A 16,633-nucleotide genomic window follows, 5' to 3' on the forward strand; every position below is an offset into this window, starting at 1 on the left:
AGTTGGATATTTGTTGATAAATAATTAACACAATTTTACTAATACTCAACAAATGAAAAAATCAATTCTTACGTTTTTACTTGCTCTTACTGTAAGTATTATTGGGTATTCCCAATCTACTTTTACAGGTAAGGTTGTAGACGGTGACAACATACCCTTACCAGGTGCTTCTGTTGTTGTAAAAGGTAGTACCAATGGGGTAGCTACCGACTTTGATGGAAACTTTGAGATTACATTGCCAAATGGTGGTGAAATTTTAGTGGTTTCTTACATTGGGTACATTGCCCAAGAAGTAAATACTGCGGGGAAAACCTCTATTACAGTTGTGCTTCAACCTGATTCCCAACAATTGGATGAGGTAGTGGTAACCGCTTTGAACATTACCAGAGATGAAGAATCCTTAGGGTACTCCGTTCAAAAAGTGGGTGGTGAAGAAATTTCCCAATCTACCAGTACCAACACCGTAAGTACTTTATCAGGCAGAACTGCAGGGGTGCAGGTGGTGACCAACGGAACTGGTCCTGGTCAATCATCTTCCGTTGTGATTCGTGGATATTCTTCCATGCAGGGTGATAACCAACCTTTATTTATTGTAGATGGTATTCCTATTAATAATACTACCGATACAAGAACCAATACGTTGGGTGGTGCTTCCAACATGAACTTGGATTATGGTAACGGAGCTGCCGAAATCAACCCAGACGATGTAGAATCTATTTCTGTACTTAAAGGAGCCAATGCAACAGCACTTTACGGTTCCAGAGCCGCCAACGGTGCGGTGATCATTACGACCAAATCGGGTAGAGGACGTAAAGGTGGAATTAGTTTTAGCTCCAAGACCACTTTCGAAAGTGTTTTAAAAGCGCCAGAATATCAAGGTGTATATGGTCAAGGTAAAAACTTTGATTTCCAATTTGTAGATGGTTACGGTAGCGGAACCTATGATGGTGTAGATGAATCTTGGGGTCCACTTTTGGATGGTACTTTGCGTGCTCAGCACGATTCTCCAACTTCAAATGGACTTCGTGGAGGTGATGTTCACGGTTTGGATTACGTATTGGGTTCTTCAGGTGTTGATTTAAACAGAAGAGGTACCATTACTCCAACACCTTTTGTGTACGGAGGTAACCCAGCCGAAGAATTCATGGAAACTGGTAGAACATTAATCAATACCGTTTCTTTCTACGGTTCCAACGATAATGGAAACTACCGTGTTAGTTATACCAACTTGGATAATAAAGGTATTGTTCCAAACACAGATATCAGAAGAAATACTATTTCTGCTTCAGGAGATTATCAGGTAACGGATAGATTAAAGGTTTCTTCCAAAATCAACTACATCCGTTCCGATTCGGATAACCGTCACGTAAATGGGTACGGTACAGAATCTGTAATGTACTTGTTCATCTGGTGGGGTCAGCAAGTGAATGTAAATAGTTTGAGAAACTACTGGCAAGATGGTTTGGAAGGCTTCCAGCAGTACAACTACAACTATAACTATCATGATAACCCATACTTTACCATGTATGAAAACACCAATGGGTTGGCCAAGGATAGAATCATAGGAAACCTTTCTGCCACTTATGATATCAGCGATGATTTCAAATTTATGGTACGCGGCGGTCGCGATTTCTTCTCCGAATACAGAACCATTAAAAGAGCGTATTCCACACAACGTTTTCCAAATGGACAGTTCAGGGAAGATAAAATCAACTTCCAGGAAACCAACTTGGATTTCTTGTTGACCTATGACAAAGATGTTACCAATAAATTCCATGTGAATGCCAACTTTGGTGGTAACAGAATGGTACAAAAGAACCATTACAACTCTTTAATGGCCAATAAGCTTTTAATTCCTGGCATCTATTCCTTCTCGAATGTTGATGGAGCCTTGGTACAGCGTTCCAGCCGTCCAGAAAAGCAAATCAACTCTTTGTATGCTTTTGCGCAATTGGGATGGAACAGTAGTATTTATTTAGATCTTACCGCTCGTAACGACTGGTCATCAACATTGCCAGAGCAGAACAATTCTTATTTCTACCCATCTGCTTCGTTAAGTGTGGTGCTTTCAGATTTGTTCGATTTTAGCGGTCAGGATGTATTGAGCTTCGCCAAACTTCGTGGAGGTTGGGCACAAGTGGGTAGCGATACCGACGCTTACAGACTTTCAGAATACTATGCTTTGGGAACTCCAGTAGGGGATAATCCAACTGCAAGTCCAACCAATACATTGCCAAACTTCGATTTGAAGCCAGAGATTCAGACTTCCTACGAGTTCGGTACCGATTTAAGGTTCTTCAACAACAAACTTTCGTTGGATGCCACTTACTATAACTCCGTTTCCAAAAACCAGATTTTGGATATCGACTTGCCGATTACATCAGGTAAAACCGCAAGAACGATCAATGCTGGTAAGATCAGAAACCAAGGTTTGGAAATTATGTTGAGCGCCAATCCAATTTCCAATGAAACTTTCAACTGGAATACCTCTTTCAACTTTGGTTTGAACAGAAACAAAGTGTTGGAATTGGCTGATGATGTGGAAAGATACCAATACGGAGGTAACGGAATTTCATTGGTGGCTGAAGAAGGTGGTTCCCTAGGTGATATGTACGGAACAGGTTTGGTAAAAGTTGAAGACGAAGATAGTCCGTACAATGGTGAAGTAATCTTCAATAACGGTTTGGTACAACAGGATAACACTTTAAGAAAAGTTGGAAACTTTAATCCTGACTTTACTTTGGGATGGAACAATACTATTTCTTTCAAAAATGTATCGTTGAACTTCCTTTTTGATTGGAGACAAGGTGGTGAATTGCTTTCCAGAACCCGTTTGATTGCAGCCACTTCAGGTAACGTAGTAGAAACACTTTGGGGTCGTTCACCAGAATACGGTGGTCCACACCCAGGTATTACAGATTCGGGACTTTCTTATACCGATGGGAATGGCGTTGCCCAGACAGATGGTATTATTGGTGATGGGGTAATGTTACAAGATGGGGAGTATGTGCCCAACAATGTAATCGTTGCTGCCAATGCATACCACAACAACAGATACAGAAGAGATAACGATACAGAAGGTATTTACGATGCTACTTTCATCAAATTGAGAGAAGCAAGATTGACCTACGATTTCCCAACCAAATTGTTCGGAGGAGATGACATCAAAAACTTAAGTTTCTCTTTGATCGGCACCAACCTTTGGATGTGGGCTAAAGATTACAACCATGGTGACCCAGAACTATTGTCTTTCGGTGGAGGAAACTATGTGCCAGGGGTAGAAAATGCAACTGTTCCAACTACACGTAGTTTAGGATTTGCAATCAACGTAGAATTTTAATCAGGTTAACAATAACAACATGAAAAAGATATTTATAATAGCGACAGTACTTGCAACGGCCCTTTGGTCCTGTGACAAGTTTGACGTGAGCAACGATAATCCAGATGTTGCATTGAACATTAGCCAAAACCCAGAATTGCTTTTGACCAATCTTCAAAGAAGGTCCATTCGTGAAGCAGTAGGAGGTTCTTGGAGTGAAGGAAACCTAATGGGTCAGTATGGCGCCCGTATCGTATTTACCTCTTTCGACCTGTTCGACTGGGGAGATCAAAGCGGTGCTTGGAACAACTATTACTATACCATTAGAGATGCCAAAGAGTTGGAAAAACAAGCCAATGCAAATGGATTGAACAGTTATATCGCTGTTTCTAAGATCATGCAAACTTGGGCCTACAGTATTTTGACCGATATGTGGGGTGATGTTCCGTACTCTGAGGTAAATCAAGCTAGCGAGGAGAACTACACACCAATGTACGACACACAGGAGGCAATTTACACTTCCATGTTAGCAGAGTTGGCTGAGGCCAATACCATTTTGGGAGGTTCAGACCTTACCCAAATTAAAGGGGATTTGTTGTTCGATGGCGATTTGGCTATGTGGAGAAAGTTTGCAAACTCATTGAGATTGCGTTTGGCACTTCGTTTGAGTGAAGTAGCACCTTCAACTGCATCAAGTGTTATTTCTGCTATTTATGGAAGTCCTGCTCAGAACCCAGTTATGGATTCCAATGATGACAATGCGACCCTTACCTTTTTGGCAGCTAACCCAGATGCGCACCCAGTAACCGAGGAGTCTGTTTACCGTGTTGGTTCTTATAACGAATACCGAATTTCAGAGCACTTTGTAAACCTATTGGATGGATTGAATGATCCAAGATTGGAATTCTTCGCAGATCCTACAGCGAATTCTGTGGAGCAAGGCACTCCAGAAATTGTTGGGATGTTGAACGGGGTTGTGGATGGACCTGCCTACACCTACCAAGGAGGGGATGCATTTTTGTCTAAATTCAACATTGATTATTTCTATTACCAATCCAATACCAATCAAGCGAGGTTGATGTTGTTTTCTGAAGTGCAATTTATTTTGGCCGAAGCGGCCCAAAGAGGATGGATTACTGGTGATGCCCAATCGTTCTACGAAGAAGGGATTACTGCCAACTTCGGGTATTGGGGAGTTGACATGCCAGCTGATTATTTGACCAGTGCAGGAGTTGCTTTTGACAATTCGTTGGAAACCATCATGACCCAGAAATACATCAACTTGTTCTATACCGATTACCAAGGTTTTATCGAGTACAAAAGAACTGGATTTCCAGCAACGATTGCTCCTGGACCAGATGCATTCTATGATGTGTACCCAAGTAGGTTCGAGTATCCTAGCAACGAGGAATCCTTGAACAATACAAACTATACCGAAGCTGCTACCAGAATCGGTGGTGACCAAATTACCACCAAGGTTTGGTGGGAAAACTAAGGCTTGCCAATGTGTTTTAAGACGTTTAATATAGCAATGATCATGACCATGGGAACTTTGTTCCTGTGGTCTTGTTCTTCTAATCAAGAGGTAACTCCAAAGGGCATTGAGCACATCGTCGTCATAGGAATAGACGGAATGAGTCCCAATGGAATTCAAAAGGCCAATACGCCCATGATGGATTCCATGATCCAGAATGGAGCTGCAACCCTACATGCAAGGTCGGTACTTCCATCCAGTTCCAGTCCAAACTGGGCCAGTATGATCATGGGTGCCGATACCGAACAACATGGTGTAACCTCCAATGGTTGGGAAAAATTCGACCATCAATTACCACCCGTAGTACAAACAGAGAACGGAACCTTTCCAACAATCTTCACCCTTTTTAAAGATCAACAACCTGGAGCTCATGTAGGAGCCATTTACGATTGGGATGGATTTGGTCGTTTGTTCGAGAAATCAGATGTTGATTTTGACATTGATGGAGACCACGAGGATAAAACCACACGGGCAGCAGTAAATTACATCAAGGAACATACCCCAAAGTTCACTTTTGTGCACTTGGATCATGTGGACCATGCAGGCCATGCGTTGGGTCACGGAAGTCCAGAGTATTACAAATCGGTAGAAAAGGCTGATTCGTTGATCACAGAAATAGTAGATGCCACCAAACAAGCTGGAATCTTTGAAAAAACCATGTTCATTGTATCTGCCGATCATGGTGGATTAGGCTTTGGTCATGGCGGAGAAAGCTTGGCCGAAATGGAAATCCCTTTCATTTTATATGGGGCTGGTATCAAAAAAGGATACACTATTGAAGAAACCGTTTACCAATACGATAATGCACCGACTGTCGCCTATGCTATGGGGTTGAAAACGCCCCAAGCTTGGATTGGTCGGCCTGTTAAAGGGGCATTTATAGGAAATGAAGCGCCAAAATTGATCTACAAGCGCAAAGCCCAAATCACCCAACCCAAAATACTTCCAGATGCGGGTTATTTTGAACCTGCTGGTGGGGTTTTTAAAGCGGATTCCGTAGCAGTAGTGATTCAAAACCCCAACAATTTGGGGGAGATCAGATACACCATAGGTGACAAAGTGCCCTCTTTGGAAAATAGTCAAGCCTATCAGGATACTTTCTATGTAAAAGAGACCAGCATTATCAAAGCTGGGATTTTTCAAGAAGGTCGATTGGTGAGTACGATTGCCGAGGGGAATTTTAGAATAGTTCCCCAATCAAAGGAGGATGCTGTAAAATTTCAAATCTATGAAGTTAGCGGTATTGCCATGTTGCCCGATTTTTCAAATTTGAGCCCATTGCATGAAGGTTTTGTAACCGAGTTTTCGCACAAGGAAGCGCTTTCAGGAGATAGGCCTCAAGAGCAAGTTGCCGTGGTTTTTGAAAGTTATTTGGAAATTTTGGAAGATGGAAATTATACATTTTTCACCAATAGCGATGATGGTAGCAAACTTTACGTAAACGGTAACGAAATTGTGGACAATGATGGCGATCATGGCGTAATGGAGCGCAGTGGTTCGTTGGATTTGACCCAAGGAAAACATTTGGTACGAGTAGAGTTCTTCAACGGAGGTGGGGGCTATCATTTGGATGTAAAATTCAAAGGCCCGAGCACTCCAAAACAGATTATTCCTGCAAATCATTTGTATAGAAAAAAATAAGAATGCAATTCAAACTTAAAAAAATGGGTCTACTGGTCATCACCATTTTGATGACATCTATTTCCATTGGGCAAACCAAAAATTTGCCTGCTTGGCAACCTGGTTTTTTGGACATTCATCATATCAACACGGGTAGGGGTGATGCTGCTTTTATGGTTTTTCCCGATGGCACAACTATGTTGGTGGATGCTGGGGATATGTCCGAGACACATCCGAGAACCACTTCGAGCAGAAATGCAAAGTTGGTTCCGAATAGGTCCAAAACAGCCCCAGAATGGATAGTGGATTACATAGATCAATTTCTGTCGAAAAAGCAGGATCAAAGGTTGGATTATGCCCTGATTACCCATTACCACGACGACCATTTTGGGGAGATTGATTCCTTGCGAAAAATAGCTTCAGGAAGCTATCAATTAACTGGAATTATGGAAGTGGGAACCTTGATTCCGATACAAACATTGATTGATCGCGGGTTCGATTTTCCATTAGATCTCAAAGATTCGAAAGTGCAGTCCCAAGAAAGATTCGCTTCCGATGCCTACGGAATGATTCCCACCTTAAAAGAGTATTGGAAGTTTATCGAATTTCAATACAAAGAATCTGGGTTGGAAAATGAAGCTTTGCAAGTGGGTAGCAATAATCAGATTCATTTACAATATCACCCAAAGGATTATCCTGATTTTAAAGTTCAAAACATAGCCTCAAACGGAAATATTTGGACGGGTTATGATGCTTCATACTACTCCCTATTTAAAAAAGGCGAATACCCAGGTGAAAACCCATTGAGCAATGCTATCCGAATAGATTATGGAAAATTCAATTACTATACAGGAGGCGATATTGCTGGGATTGATGGCTATGGAGAAACGGATATCAATGGACTGGAATCCCATGTGGCGCCAGTAGTGGGGCCTGTGGATGTCGCAACCTTGAACCATCATGGCAATCGCGATTCCCAAAATCCCTATTATGTTCGGACCATTCGCCCTCGCGTTTGGATACAACAAAACTGGACGGCAGACCATCCAGGGGAGGAAGTCCTCCGAAGAATAACATCAAAAAAATTATACCCCGGTGATCGGGATATTTTTTCAACCATTATGCTACAAGGCACCAGGGACGTGATCGGTGGCAGGTTGGATCAATATAAAAGTCAAAACGGACATATTGTTGTTCGGGTGTACGATAATGGTGATACATATGATATTTATGTGTTGAACGATGCATCCGAAGAACGCGAAATACTAACTAAACATGGACCATATAAAGCGCGATAAGCACAACTCAGAATCTGTTGTGGAAGGCGATATCAACCTGACTCCAGCACGAAAGGAGTGGTTGCAAAACGAAGTAAGCGAAGAAACCAAGGAACTACTGGAAAAGGATGCAAAATATTTTATGCATCAATCCATGTCGACCCCTTGTTTGGACGTGCTCAAAAATTGTGAAGGCTCTTACATTGAAAGTGTATCTGGAAAAAAATATTTGGATTTTCACGGGAATAATGTGCATCAAATTGGGTTTTCGCACCCAAAAATGATAGCTCGGTTAACCGAACAACTTCAAGGTTTGACGTTTTCCACTCGACGATATGCCAATGAAACCGCCATTCAGTTTGCTGAAAAACTAACATCCTACACACCAAAAGGACTCAACCGAATTCTATTGACCCCAAATGGCAGTTCAGCCATTGGAATTGCATTAAAATTGGCCCGAGCCGTCACTGGAAAACACAAAGTGGTCTCTTTTTGGGATTCATTTCACGGGGCTAATTTGGATGCTATTAGTGTAGGTGGCGAATCCATATTTCAGGAACATATGGGACCAATGATGCCAGGAGTTGAACGAATTCCACCTCCAATAACCTATCGCGGTATTTTTGAAGGGAATGAGGCCAAAGCCCTCGAATATTTGGAATATGTTCTGGAAAAGGACAACCAGATTGGGGCATTTTTGGCAGAAATCATCCGAAATACCGATGTACAGATTCCATCCGATAAGTTTTGGAAAGGTGCACGCGAACTGTGCACAAAACATGGAGTGCTTCTGATTTTGGATGAGATTCCGATTGCTTTTGGACGAACAGGAAAAATGTTTGCCTACGAATTGTTTGGTATTGAACCCGACATTCTGTGTTTGGGTAAGGGCCTTGGTGGCGGAATTATTCCACAAGCTGCCATTGTAACTCGAGATGAGTACAACAAGTTCGGAGATATTTCACTGGGCCACTACACCCACGAAAAAAGTCCATTGGGCTCCATCGCTGGATTGACCCTTTTGGAAGTAATAGAAGAAGAAAATCTACTTCAAAAAGTAAAAGAAGACCAAGAATTTATGAGAAAGGCCCTCTACAAAATGCACAGAAAATATTCCTTGATCGGGGATATTCGAGGTGTTGGACTTTTGTGGGGCATCGAATTGGTGTCCGATAGAACTACCAAAGAAAAAGCGACCGCCGAAGCCGAAGAAATTATGTACGAGTGCTTAAAACAGGGATTAAGTTTTAAGGTTTCCAAAGGAAATGTATTGCAACTTTCCCCACCATTGACCATAACAAGAGAAGAACTGGAAAAGGCATTTGAAATATTGAACTGTGCCTTTTTAAAAACCAATGCTATAGCCTAATGAAAAAGATTAACCAATTATGCATTCTATTTTTTGCTGGAGTGACGCACCTCGCTGCCCAGACCGAACCTCAAATTTTGGTGCAACCCTATCTTCAAGATGCCGAGCCAACATCCATTGTGATTATGTGGGAAACCACCAGTGGCGAAGAAAGTATTGTGGAGTGGGGAACGACCGAAAAATTAGGCAAAAAGACCTCTGGAAAAGCCGAGGATATCAATTTCTCCGAATCAAGGGTGCATACCGTTAAGTTGGAAGGCCTAAAACGATTCACGGAATACTATTATCGTGTGAAAACGGGAAAGGCCAAGTCGGATATTTTCCAGTTTAAAACCCCGCCATTTTCGAGTGATGAGGAGAGTTTCAACATAGTTGCTATGAGCGATATGCAATACGATAGCCAGCAGCCCAACAAGTTTTCGGAAATCGTTAATCAAGGTCTTCTTCAATATTTGGAAAAGGAACATGGTGGTAAATTACCCGATAATTTAGCCATGGTGATGATACCTGGCGATTTGGTTCAAAGTGGTAGCAAATATTACCAATGGAAAGAACACTTCTTCGACCCAGCGCAAAAATTGTTTGCTGAAGTACCTGTGTATCCAGTTTTGGGAAACCATGAGCGAAACTCTGTTTTCTATTTCAAATATTTCAGTTTGCCCGAAAATGGAACCCCAGCTTATGCTGAACATTGGTGGTACAAAGATTATGGCAACACCCGTATTATCGGTTTAAATTCCAATGATGGCTATCGCGATCTTGGGGAGCAATACCAATGGCTGGAAAAAGTTTTGGATGAAACTGAAAAGAACGAGGACATTGACTTTGTTTTTGCCCAATTGCACCATCCGCATAAATCTGAACTTTGGATTCCAGGGGAAGAAGAATCAACGGGAAAAGTGGTAAAAATGTTGGAAGCATTCTCAACCAAAACAGGAAAACCGAGCGTTCATTTTTTTGGACATACGCATGGCTATTCCCGAGGCCAGTCGAGAGATCATAAACACCTTTGGATCAATGTAGCCTCTGCAGGTGGCGCCATAGACAATTGGGGTGAATTCGAAGGTAGGGATTACGATGAGTTCACTGTTACCCAAGACGAATACGGATTTGTAATGGTTGAAGTGGACGGTAACAGAAACGATCCAAAATTCACGATCAAAAGAATCAGTAGAGGAAACACTATCGAGTCCAGAGAAAATGAACTTCGCGATAGCATTACCATTTGGCGATTGGAAAAGAAACCCGAAGCACCTAAGGTCATCTCGCCAATAAACAACGTTGTGGTAACTGATGATTTTGCTACCTTGAAAGCTGGTGAATTTTCCAGTCCATTGAGTGGGGCATTCCATGCAGCGGCACACTGGCAGTTATCCGAAACCGAAAATTTTGAAAAGTTGGCTTTGGACAGCTGGAAACAATTTGAAAATTGGTATTACAAAGAAGACCGTCAGAAAGAGGACGACCTTACCGATGAGCCAACCAAGAGATTAAAACCGGGCACCGCCTATTTTTGGAGGGTAAGGTACCGTGACCAAAACCTAAATTGGAGTGATTGGTCCGAAATGGCATCATTTAAAACACAGGAAGAAAATGAAAAATAAGATTTTGCTTTTAATGGCTGGTTTTGCAGCGATTTTCAATATTCAAGCACAAAATGCGGATAACACCAAGGTGATTTTGATCACGTTGGATGGCTTCCGTTGGCAAGAATTGTTCACAGGAGCCGATTCCCTTTTGGTGGGGAACAAAGATTATGTCCATGAGGTTGACATGTTGAAAGAAGCTTTTTGGAAAGAAACTCCAGCAGAAAGAAGAGTGGCATTGATGCCTTTTTTCTGGAATCAAGCGGAGAAAATGGGTCAAATACATGGAAATAGAAACTTGGGCAGCAAGGTAAACTTGACCAATTCCATGTGGTTTTCCTATCCTGGTTACAACGAAATTTTAACAGGAACAGCTGATGATGCCCGTATCCGAAGCAATGATAAAATGCAAAACCCCAACACTACCATTTTAGAGCATTTCAACAATACATCCGAAGGGAAAGGTAAGGTGGCGGCCTTTGGTAGCTGGGACGTTTTCCCATTTATCGTGAACGAAAAGCGTTCTGGGGTTCCTGTGAATGCAGGTTTTGAAGAAGCAACAGGAGATTTGACCGAAAAGGAGCAATTCCTGAACGAATTGCAAGACCAGATTCCGAGTCCTTGGGGCAGTGTGCGATTGGATGCCTTTACGCACCATTATGCTTTGGAGCACATGAAAAAGGAACATCCGAAGTTGGTTTTTATCTCCTATGGCGAAACCGATGATTTTGCCCACGATGGCGATTATCAGGCTTATTTAAAATCGGCTCACAATACCGATGCATTGATCAAAGATCTATGGGAATTTACCCAACAGGATGATTTCTATAAAGATCAGACCATTTTTATGATTACCACCGACCACGGGAGGGGAACGCAACCTTTGGATACTTGGAGAGGCCATGGCAGTGATGTAAAAGGCGCGGGTCAAGTTTGGTTCGTGACTTTTGGAAAAGATGTAGAGGCCATGGGCGAAGTAAAACAAGACGAGCAATTGTACTCCAATCAATTTGCACCGACCATTTTAAAAATATTGGGACAACCTATTCCTAAAGAGATAAAGGGAACTCCCTTAAAATAAAGTTTAAGTAGATTCAAATTCAGTAATTTAGTTTGTCAAGGGCCTGCATCGTTGGTGTAGGTCTTTTTTTATCCCACAAACCGACATGGAACAGTTGTGTTAAAATACTTACCTTAGGGCAGCATTAACTACACTATGGAAGAAGAACTTTTAGGCACCTTTAGTAATTATTTTGAGCAACCTCTGATCGATGAAATTGTTGAGGTCGGAAAAATTGTGGAAGTACCTGCAGGTGAAACCATTATGGATATAGGCCAGTATATTCGCAGTATTCCTTTGCTGTTATCTGGAGCCATTAAGGTGTTGCGGGAAGATGAAGAGGGGGACGAGTTGCTTTTGTACTATTTGGAACAAGGAGAAACCTGTTCCATGACCATGGCCTGTTGTATGGGTCAGACCAAAAGTGAAATTCGAGCCATTACCGAAACCGATACCAAGATTATGATGGTGCCCGTTCAAAAAATGGAAGAATGGATGGGGAAATACAAAGGTTGGCGCAATTATGTGTTCGATAGTTACCATAACCGTTTGAACGAGTTGTTGCAAACTGTGGATAATATTGCTTTCAAGAATTTGGACCAACGTTTGGTGGACTATCTTAAAAAGAAAGTGGAAGTCACCAACGATGACAAAATTAGAAGCACCCACCAAGAAATTGCGTATGATCTGCATACATCAAGGGTAGTGGTGTCCAGACTGTTAAAGAAGCTCGAAAAAATGAAAAAAGTAAAGTTGCATCGGAGTTATATCCATGTGACCGACCTGTAATGTAGCCTTTGTTACTGAAAATAGCCCACGGGCCGTCTATTTTTGCATAAAACCAATCAGATGCTCAAAAGGATTTTTCCTTTTTTATCTTCTTTGTCCAACTACAATCGCTCGTATTTTTATGGTGATCTAGTGGCTGGCATTACTGTGGGCATTATGTTGGTGCCCCAGGGAATGGCCTATGCCATGATTGCGGGAATGCCACCCATCTATGGGTTGTACGCAGCATTGGTGCCGCAATTTGTCTATGCACTCACTGGAACATCAAGACAATTGGCCGTTGGTCCAGTTGCCATGGACTCCTTATTGGTGGCAGCAGGAATCGGAGCCATGCAATTGTCAGGTGAAGGAGCTTATATTGCTGCCGTTATTTTCTTGACGCTGCTTATCGGATTGGTGCAGTTGCTGTTTGGATTTTTAAAAATGGGTTCGTTTGTCAATTTTCTATCCAAACCTGTGATCAATGGATTTACTTCCGCAGCAGCCATTTTAATAGGATTGGGACAGCTCAAGTACATTTTAGGTGTGAGTTTGCCCCAATCGGGAAAGATTCATGTGCTTTTAAGTAACATTTTTGGCAGTCTTGGCAATGCGAACCTATTGACTTTGGCAATGGGTATTGTGGTTATCGTTTTGATTGTAGTACTTCGGAAAATCAATAAAAAATTGCCGATACCCTTACTCATTGTTGTTTTGGGAATTCTGGCCGTTGTTATCTTTGGATTGGAAGCTAAGGGAATCAAAATAGTGGGTGAAATTCCAAGAGGATTGCCCAAATTTGAACTTCCTGTTGCCCACTGGGACCAGATAGGTAAATTCTTGCCTATTGCACTCACAGTTGCCCTTTTTGGCTTTATGGAATCCATTTCTATTGCAAAAACCGTGGAAGAAAGACATCCTGAATATGAAATTGATGCGAATCAAGAACTCAGGGCATTGGGATTGTCCAATATTTTGGGTTCCTTTTTTCAATCATTCTCCGTTTCGGGTAGTTTTTCAAGAAGTGCGGTCAATGATGAAACGGGGGCCAAAACCAGTTTATCTTTGGTGTTTAGCTCAATTTTCATTGCTGGCGTTTTACTCTTTTTAACCCCAGTGTTTTATAATCTGCCAACTGTGGCTTTGGGCGGTATCATCATCGTATCCGTTTTTGGACTTATCGATTTGCAATACCCATTAATGCTATGGAAAAACAGAAAAGATGAGTTCCTCTTGTTGATTGCAACATTCATTATGACGCTTTCCATTGGATTAATAGAAGGAATCATTTTGGGAGTTTTGTTGTCTCTTTTATTGTTGGTGTACCGCATTTCGCATCCCCATATTGCGATTCTGGGTCGAATTAAGGACACACATTATTTTAAAAACGTCAATCGATTTTCCGAAGACGTACTGGTAGATGATGATAAACTGATTTTACGCTTTGATGCCCAACTGTATTTTGGGAATAAGGATTATTTCAAAAAACAACTTTATAAAGAAATCGAAAAGAAAGGCCCTGCACTAAAATTTGTAGTCCTCAATGCAGAACCTATCAATTATATTGATAGCAGTGCGACCGTATTGTTGGAACGGATTATTTTGGAGTTACGAGAAAAAGGCATTCAATTTTTAATAGCTGGCGCAATTGGACCGACTCGAGATATTTTGTACAGCAGCGGCATTATTGATGTGCTGGGAGAAGAAAATCTCTTTGCCCAAACCTTTGATGCTGTGGAATGCTGTTCCAATCCAAAAGAGCGAACGGGAATCCAACGAAAAGTGTCTTTTCAATCTAAAACCAAGAGTTTGTAACTTTGGTCACTGAACTTTTGGGATCACAATTATATTTTTGACCAAAACCATAATCACATGACAATAGAGCAGATTTATACAGGATGTTTGGCCCAAGGGGCATATTATATAGAGAGTGAAGGTGAAGCAGCGATTATTGACCCACTAAGAGAGGTGCAACCGTATATTAAAAAAGCGGAAGAAGCTGGAGCCACCATCAAATATATTTTCGAGACTCACTTTCATGCTGATTTTGTGAGTGGTCACATAACCCTTTCCAAAGAAACTGGGGCGCCTATTGTTTATGGCCCAACAGCCCAACCCGCATTTGATGCCATCATCGCAGAAGATGGACAGGAATTTACCTTGGGTAAACTCACCATCAAGGTGCTGCACACCCCAGGGCATACTATGGAGAGTACTACCTATTTATTGAAAGATGAAAACGGGAAAGACCATGCCATTTTTAGTGGAGATACGTTGTTTTTGGGAGATGTAGGACGACCAGATTTAGCCCAAAAGGCGGCTCATATGACACAGGAAGAGTTGGCAGGCACCTTGTTTGACAGTCTTCGCACCAAGATCATGCCTTTGGCCGATGATGTAATTGTATATCCAGCGCACGGAGCAGGTTCAGCGTGTGGTAAGAACATGATGAAAGAAACCGTGGACACTTTGGGCAATCAGAAAAAAATGAACTATGCCCTAAGGGCAGATATGACCCGTGATGAATTTATCGCGGAGGTAACAGACGGATTGTTGCCACCACCTCAATATTTCCCACTTAATGTTAAAATGAACAAAGAGGGGTACGAGGATATAGAAACAGTTCTAAAAAGAGGAACCCATGCTTTAACTCCTGATGCTTTTGAAGTTGCAGCCAATGAAACAGGAGCTGTAGTATTGGATGTTCGTCATCAAGATGATTTTGCAAAAGGACATGTGCCAAGATCCATTTTTATTGGATTGAAGGGGAGTTTTGCTCCATGGGTAGGTGCTTTGATCGCAGATGTGGAACAACCGATACTTTTGGTAGTGCCAGAAGGCAAGGAAGAAGAGACTGTAACCAGATTATCAAGAGTTGGATTTGATAATACTTTGGGGTATTTGAAAGGAGGAATTGAAGCTTGGGCAGAAGCGGGAAAGGAAGTTGATACCGTAGAGAATGTAAATGCCCAGGAATTTAAAGAAAAAGTGGAGCAAGGTGTTCCTGTATATGACGTCCGTAAGGAATCGGAGTATAAGGCAGAACATGTAGTTGATGCCCATTTAACACCTTTGGATTACCTAAACGACCACTTGGCCGAATTCCCTGAAAAAGAGAAATTCTACATTCATTGCGCTGGAGGGTATAGGAGTATGATAGCCTCTTCTATTCTTAAAAGTAGAGGGATTCATAATTTGGTAGATGTGTCAGGAGGTTTTGCCGACATTAAAAAAGTAGGGATTCCTGTGACCGATTATGTTTGCCCAACAACCTTGAAATAAGGAAGCATGAAGCAATTGATCAAATGGGTGTTTTTCTTGGCAGTCTTTGCCAATGTAGCCTCATGTCAATCACAGCAAGATAAAACTATCACCAAGGTAGATAAGCAGGTCATTAAATCCGAAGTAATCGGAAAAGAGGTGCAACTTGTGGATGTTCGAACACCAGGGGAATACAAAGCTGGCCATATTGACCATGCAGTTAACTTTGATTTGAGCAACCAAAGTGGTTTCTTAAAACAAATTGAGACCTTGGACAAGAACGAGCCTGTTTATGTGTATTGTTTGGTGGGTTCTAGAAGTGCTTATGCAGCAAAAATTCTTCAGGATAAAGGGTTCACCAAAGTCTTTGACTACTCTGGGGGCTACAGCGATTGGGTAAGAAATTAAAAAGTTTTTACAGATAACATCTTGTGTAACAATCGTTACTGACCATCACACAAAACCAAGATACTTTAGTGGCATAAAATATAATATATGTCATTATTAAGCATGTTGTTCAGAGGAACACTTCCAGAAGAAATTCAAATATTGGACAGAGAGGAATACCACGAAGCCATTTCCAAAGGAAAAGTGCAATTGGTAGATGTAAGGACCAAGTCCGAATTTATGGGCGGTCATATAAAAGGAGCCAGTAATATTGATTATTTCCAAGGATCTGCATTTGCGTCAGCTTTTTCAAAATTCAAAAAGGATAAACCACTTTATATCTATTGTCAATCAGGTAACAGAAGCCAGCAAGCAGCCAGAAAATTGGCCAGCATGGGCTTCACCAAGATCTATGATCTTAGGGGCGGTTACGGAAGATGGACTTATTAAAA

The 16,633-nt window shown here is 41.6% G+C and carries 12 protein-coding genes; all 12 read left to right on the forward strand.

From position 1 onward, the window contains the following. Window positions 1-52 precede the first annotated feature (52 nt). The 12 genes from BLQ18_RS03950 to BLQ18_RS04005 all read left to right on the forward strand — a co-directional run bounded on the left by BLQ18_RS03950 (window position 53) and on the right by BLQ18_RS04005 (window position 16,631). Window positions 53-3,340, forward strand: a complete 3,288-nt coding sequence (locus tag BLQ18_RS03950) for a SusC/RagA family TonB-linked outer membrane protein (protein ID WP_090292859.1) — start codon at window positions 53-55, stop codon at window positions 3,338-3,340. A 19-nt stretch (window positions 3,341-3,359) separates the two neighbouring features. Beyond that, on the forward strand, window positions 3,360-4,814 hold the full coding sequence (locus tag BLQ18_RS03955) for a SusD/RagB family nutrient-binding outer membrane lipoprotein (RefSeq protein WP_090292862.1): 1,455 nt from the start codon (window positions 3,360-3,362) through the stop codon (window positions 4,812-4,814). Between the two features lie 9 nt (window positions 4,815-4,823). Next, the gene (locus tag BLQ18_RS03960) at window positions 4,824-6,494 is read left to right on the forward strand and encodes an alkaline phosphatase family protein (RefSeq protein ID WP_245668062.1); all 1,671 of its coding nucleotides are present in this window, start codon (window positions 4,824-4,826) and stop codon (window positions 6,492-6,494) included. 2 nt (window positions 6,495-6,496) lie between these two features. Beyond that, window positions 6,497-7,771: a ComEC/Rec2 family competence protein gene (locus tag BLQ18_RS03965; protein ID WP_090292866.1), complete on the forward strand. Its 1,275-nt coding sequence runs from the start codon at window positions 6,497-6,499 to the stop codon at window positions 7,769-7,771. Further along, a complete protein-coding gene (pbfA, locus tag BLQ18_RS03970) occupies window positions 7,749-9,119 on the forward strand; it encodes a (R)-1-hydroxy-2-aminoethylphosphonate ammonia-lyase (RefSeq protein ID WP_090292869.1) in 1,371 nt (456 codons plus the stop codon). Before BLQ18_RS03965 ends, pbfA begins: the two co-directional genes overlap by 23 nt. Then, the gene (locus tag BLQ18_RS03975; RefSeq protein ID WP_090292872.1) at window positions 9,119-10,723 is read left to right on the forward strand and encodes a fibronectin type III domain-containing protein; all 1,605 of its coding nucleotides are present in this window, start codon (window positions 9,119-9,121) and stop codon (window positions 10,721-10,723) included. Before pbfA ends, BLQ18_RS03975 begins: the two co-directional genes overlap by 1 nt. After that, window positions 10,713-11,786: a sulfatase-like hydrolase/transferase gene (locus tag BLQ18_RS03980; protein WP_090292875.1), complete on the forward strand. Its 1,074-nt coding sequence runs from the start codon at window positions 10,713-10,715 to the stop codon at window positions 11,784-11,786. Before BLQ18_RS03975 ends, BLQ18_RS03980 begins: the two co-directional genes overlap by 11 nt. Before the next feature lie 135 nt (window positions 11,787-11,921). Continuing rightward, complete coding sequence (locus BLQ18_RS03985) at window positions 11,922-12,554, forward strand: Crp/Fnr family transcriptional regulator (RefSeq protein ID WP_090292878.1); 633 nt, start codon at window positions 11,922-11,924, stop codon at window positions 12,552-12,554. Window positions 12,555-12,614: 60 nt separating this feature from the next. Next, window positions 12,615-14,348 carry a SulP family inorganic anion transporter gene (locus BLQ18_RS03990; protein ID WP_090292881.1) on the forward strand — a complete coding sequence of 578 codons (1,734 nt, stop codon included), beginning with the start codon at window positions 12,615-12,617 and terminating at the stop codon, window positions 14,346-14,348. 57 nt (window positions 14,349-14,405) lie between these two features. After that, the gene (locus BLQ18_RS03995) at window positions 14,406-15,815 is read left to right on the forward strand and encodes an MBL fold metallo-hydrolase (RefSeq protein ID WP_090292884.1); all 1,410 of its coding nucleotides are present in this window, start codon (window positions 14,406-14,408) and stop codon (window positions 15,813-15,815) included. Window positions 15,816-15,821: 6 nt separating this feature from the next. Beyond that, window positions 15,822-16,202 carry a rhodanese-like domain-containing protein gene (locus tag BLQ18_RS04000; RefSeq protein WP_090292887.1) on the forward strand — a complete coding sequence of 127 codons (381 nt, stop codon included), beginning with the start codon at window positions 15,822-15,824 and terminating at the stop codon, window positions 16,200-16,202. An 87-nt stretch (window positions 16,203-16,289) separates the two neighbouring features. Next, the gene (locus BLQ18_RS04005; RefSeq protein ID WP_090292889.1) at window positions 16,290-16,631 is read left to right on the forward strand and encodes a rhodanese-like domain-containing protein; all 342 of its coding nucleotides are present in this window, start codon (window positions 16,290-16,292) and stop codon (window positions 16,629-16,631) included. Window positions 16,632-16,633 lie beyond the last annotated feature (2 nt).

It is taken from the genome of Flagellimonas zhangzhouensis, assembly GCF_900102925.1.
GTDB lineage: Bacteria > Bacteroidota > Bacteroidia > Flavobacteriales > Flavobacteriaceae > Flagellimonas > Flagellimonas zhangzhouensis.

Bases quoted from the DNA above. Each gene is read 5' to 3' on its own strand.
- BLQ18_RS03950 (WP_090292859.1), top strand. From the start codon at position 53: ATGAAAAAATCAATTCTTACGTTTTTACTTGCTCTTACTGTAAGTATT.
- BLQ18_RS03955 (WP_090292862.1), top strand. From the start codon at position 3,360: ATGAAAAAGATATTTATAATAGCGACAGTACTTGCAACGGCCCTTTGG.
- BLQ18_RS03960 (WP_245668062.1), top strand. From the start codon at position 4,824: ATGTGTTTTAAGACGTTTAATATAGCAATGATCATGACCATGGGAACT.
- BLQ18_RS03965 (WP_090292866.1), top strand. From the start codon at position 6,497: ATGCAATTCAAACTTAAAAAAATGGGTCTACTGGTCATCACCATTTTG.
- pbfA (WP_090292869.1), top strand. From the start codon at position 7,749: ATGGACCATATAAAGCGCGATAAGCACAACTCAGAATCTGTTGTGGAA.
- BLQ18_RS03975 (WP_090292872.1), top strand. From the start codon at position 9,119: ATGAAAAAGATTAACCAATTATGCATTCTATTTTTTGCTGGAGTGACG.
- BLQ18_RS03980 (WP_090292875.1), top strand. From the start codon at position 10,713: ATGAAAAATAAGATTTTGCTTTTAATGGCTGGTTTTGCAGCGATTTTC.
- BLQ18_RS03985 (WP_090292878.1), top strand. From the start codon at position 11,922: ATGGAAGAAGAACTTTTAGGCACCTTTAGTAATTATTTTGAGCAACCT.
- BLQ18_RS03990 (WP_090292881.1), top strand. From the start codon at position 12,615: ATGCTCAAAAGGATTTTTCCTTTTTTATCTTCTTTGTCCAACTACAAT.
- BLQ18_RS03995 (WP_090292884.1), top strand. From the start codon at position 14,406: ATGACAATAGAGCAGATTTATACAGGATGTTTGGCCCAAGGGGCATAT.
- BLQ18_RS04000 (WP_090292887.1), top strand. From the start codon at position 15,822: ATGAAGCAATTGATCAAATGGGTGTTTTTCTTGGCAGTCTTTGCCAAT.
- BLQ18_RS04005 (WP_090292889.1), top strand. From the start codon at position 16,290: ATGTCATTATTAAGCATGTTGTTCAGAGGAACACTTCCAGAAGAAATT.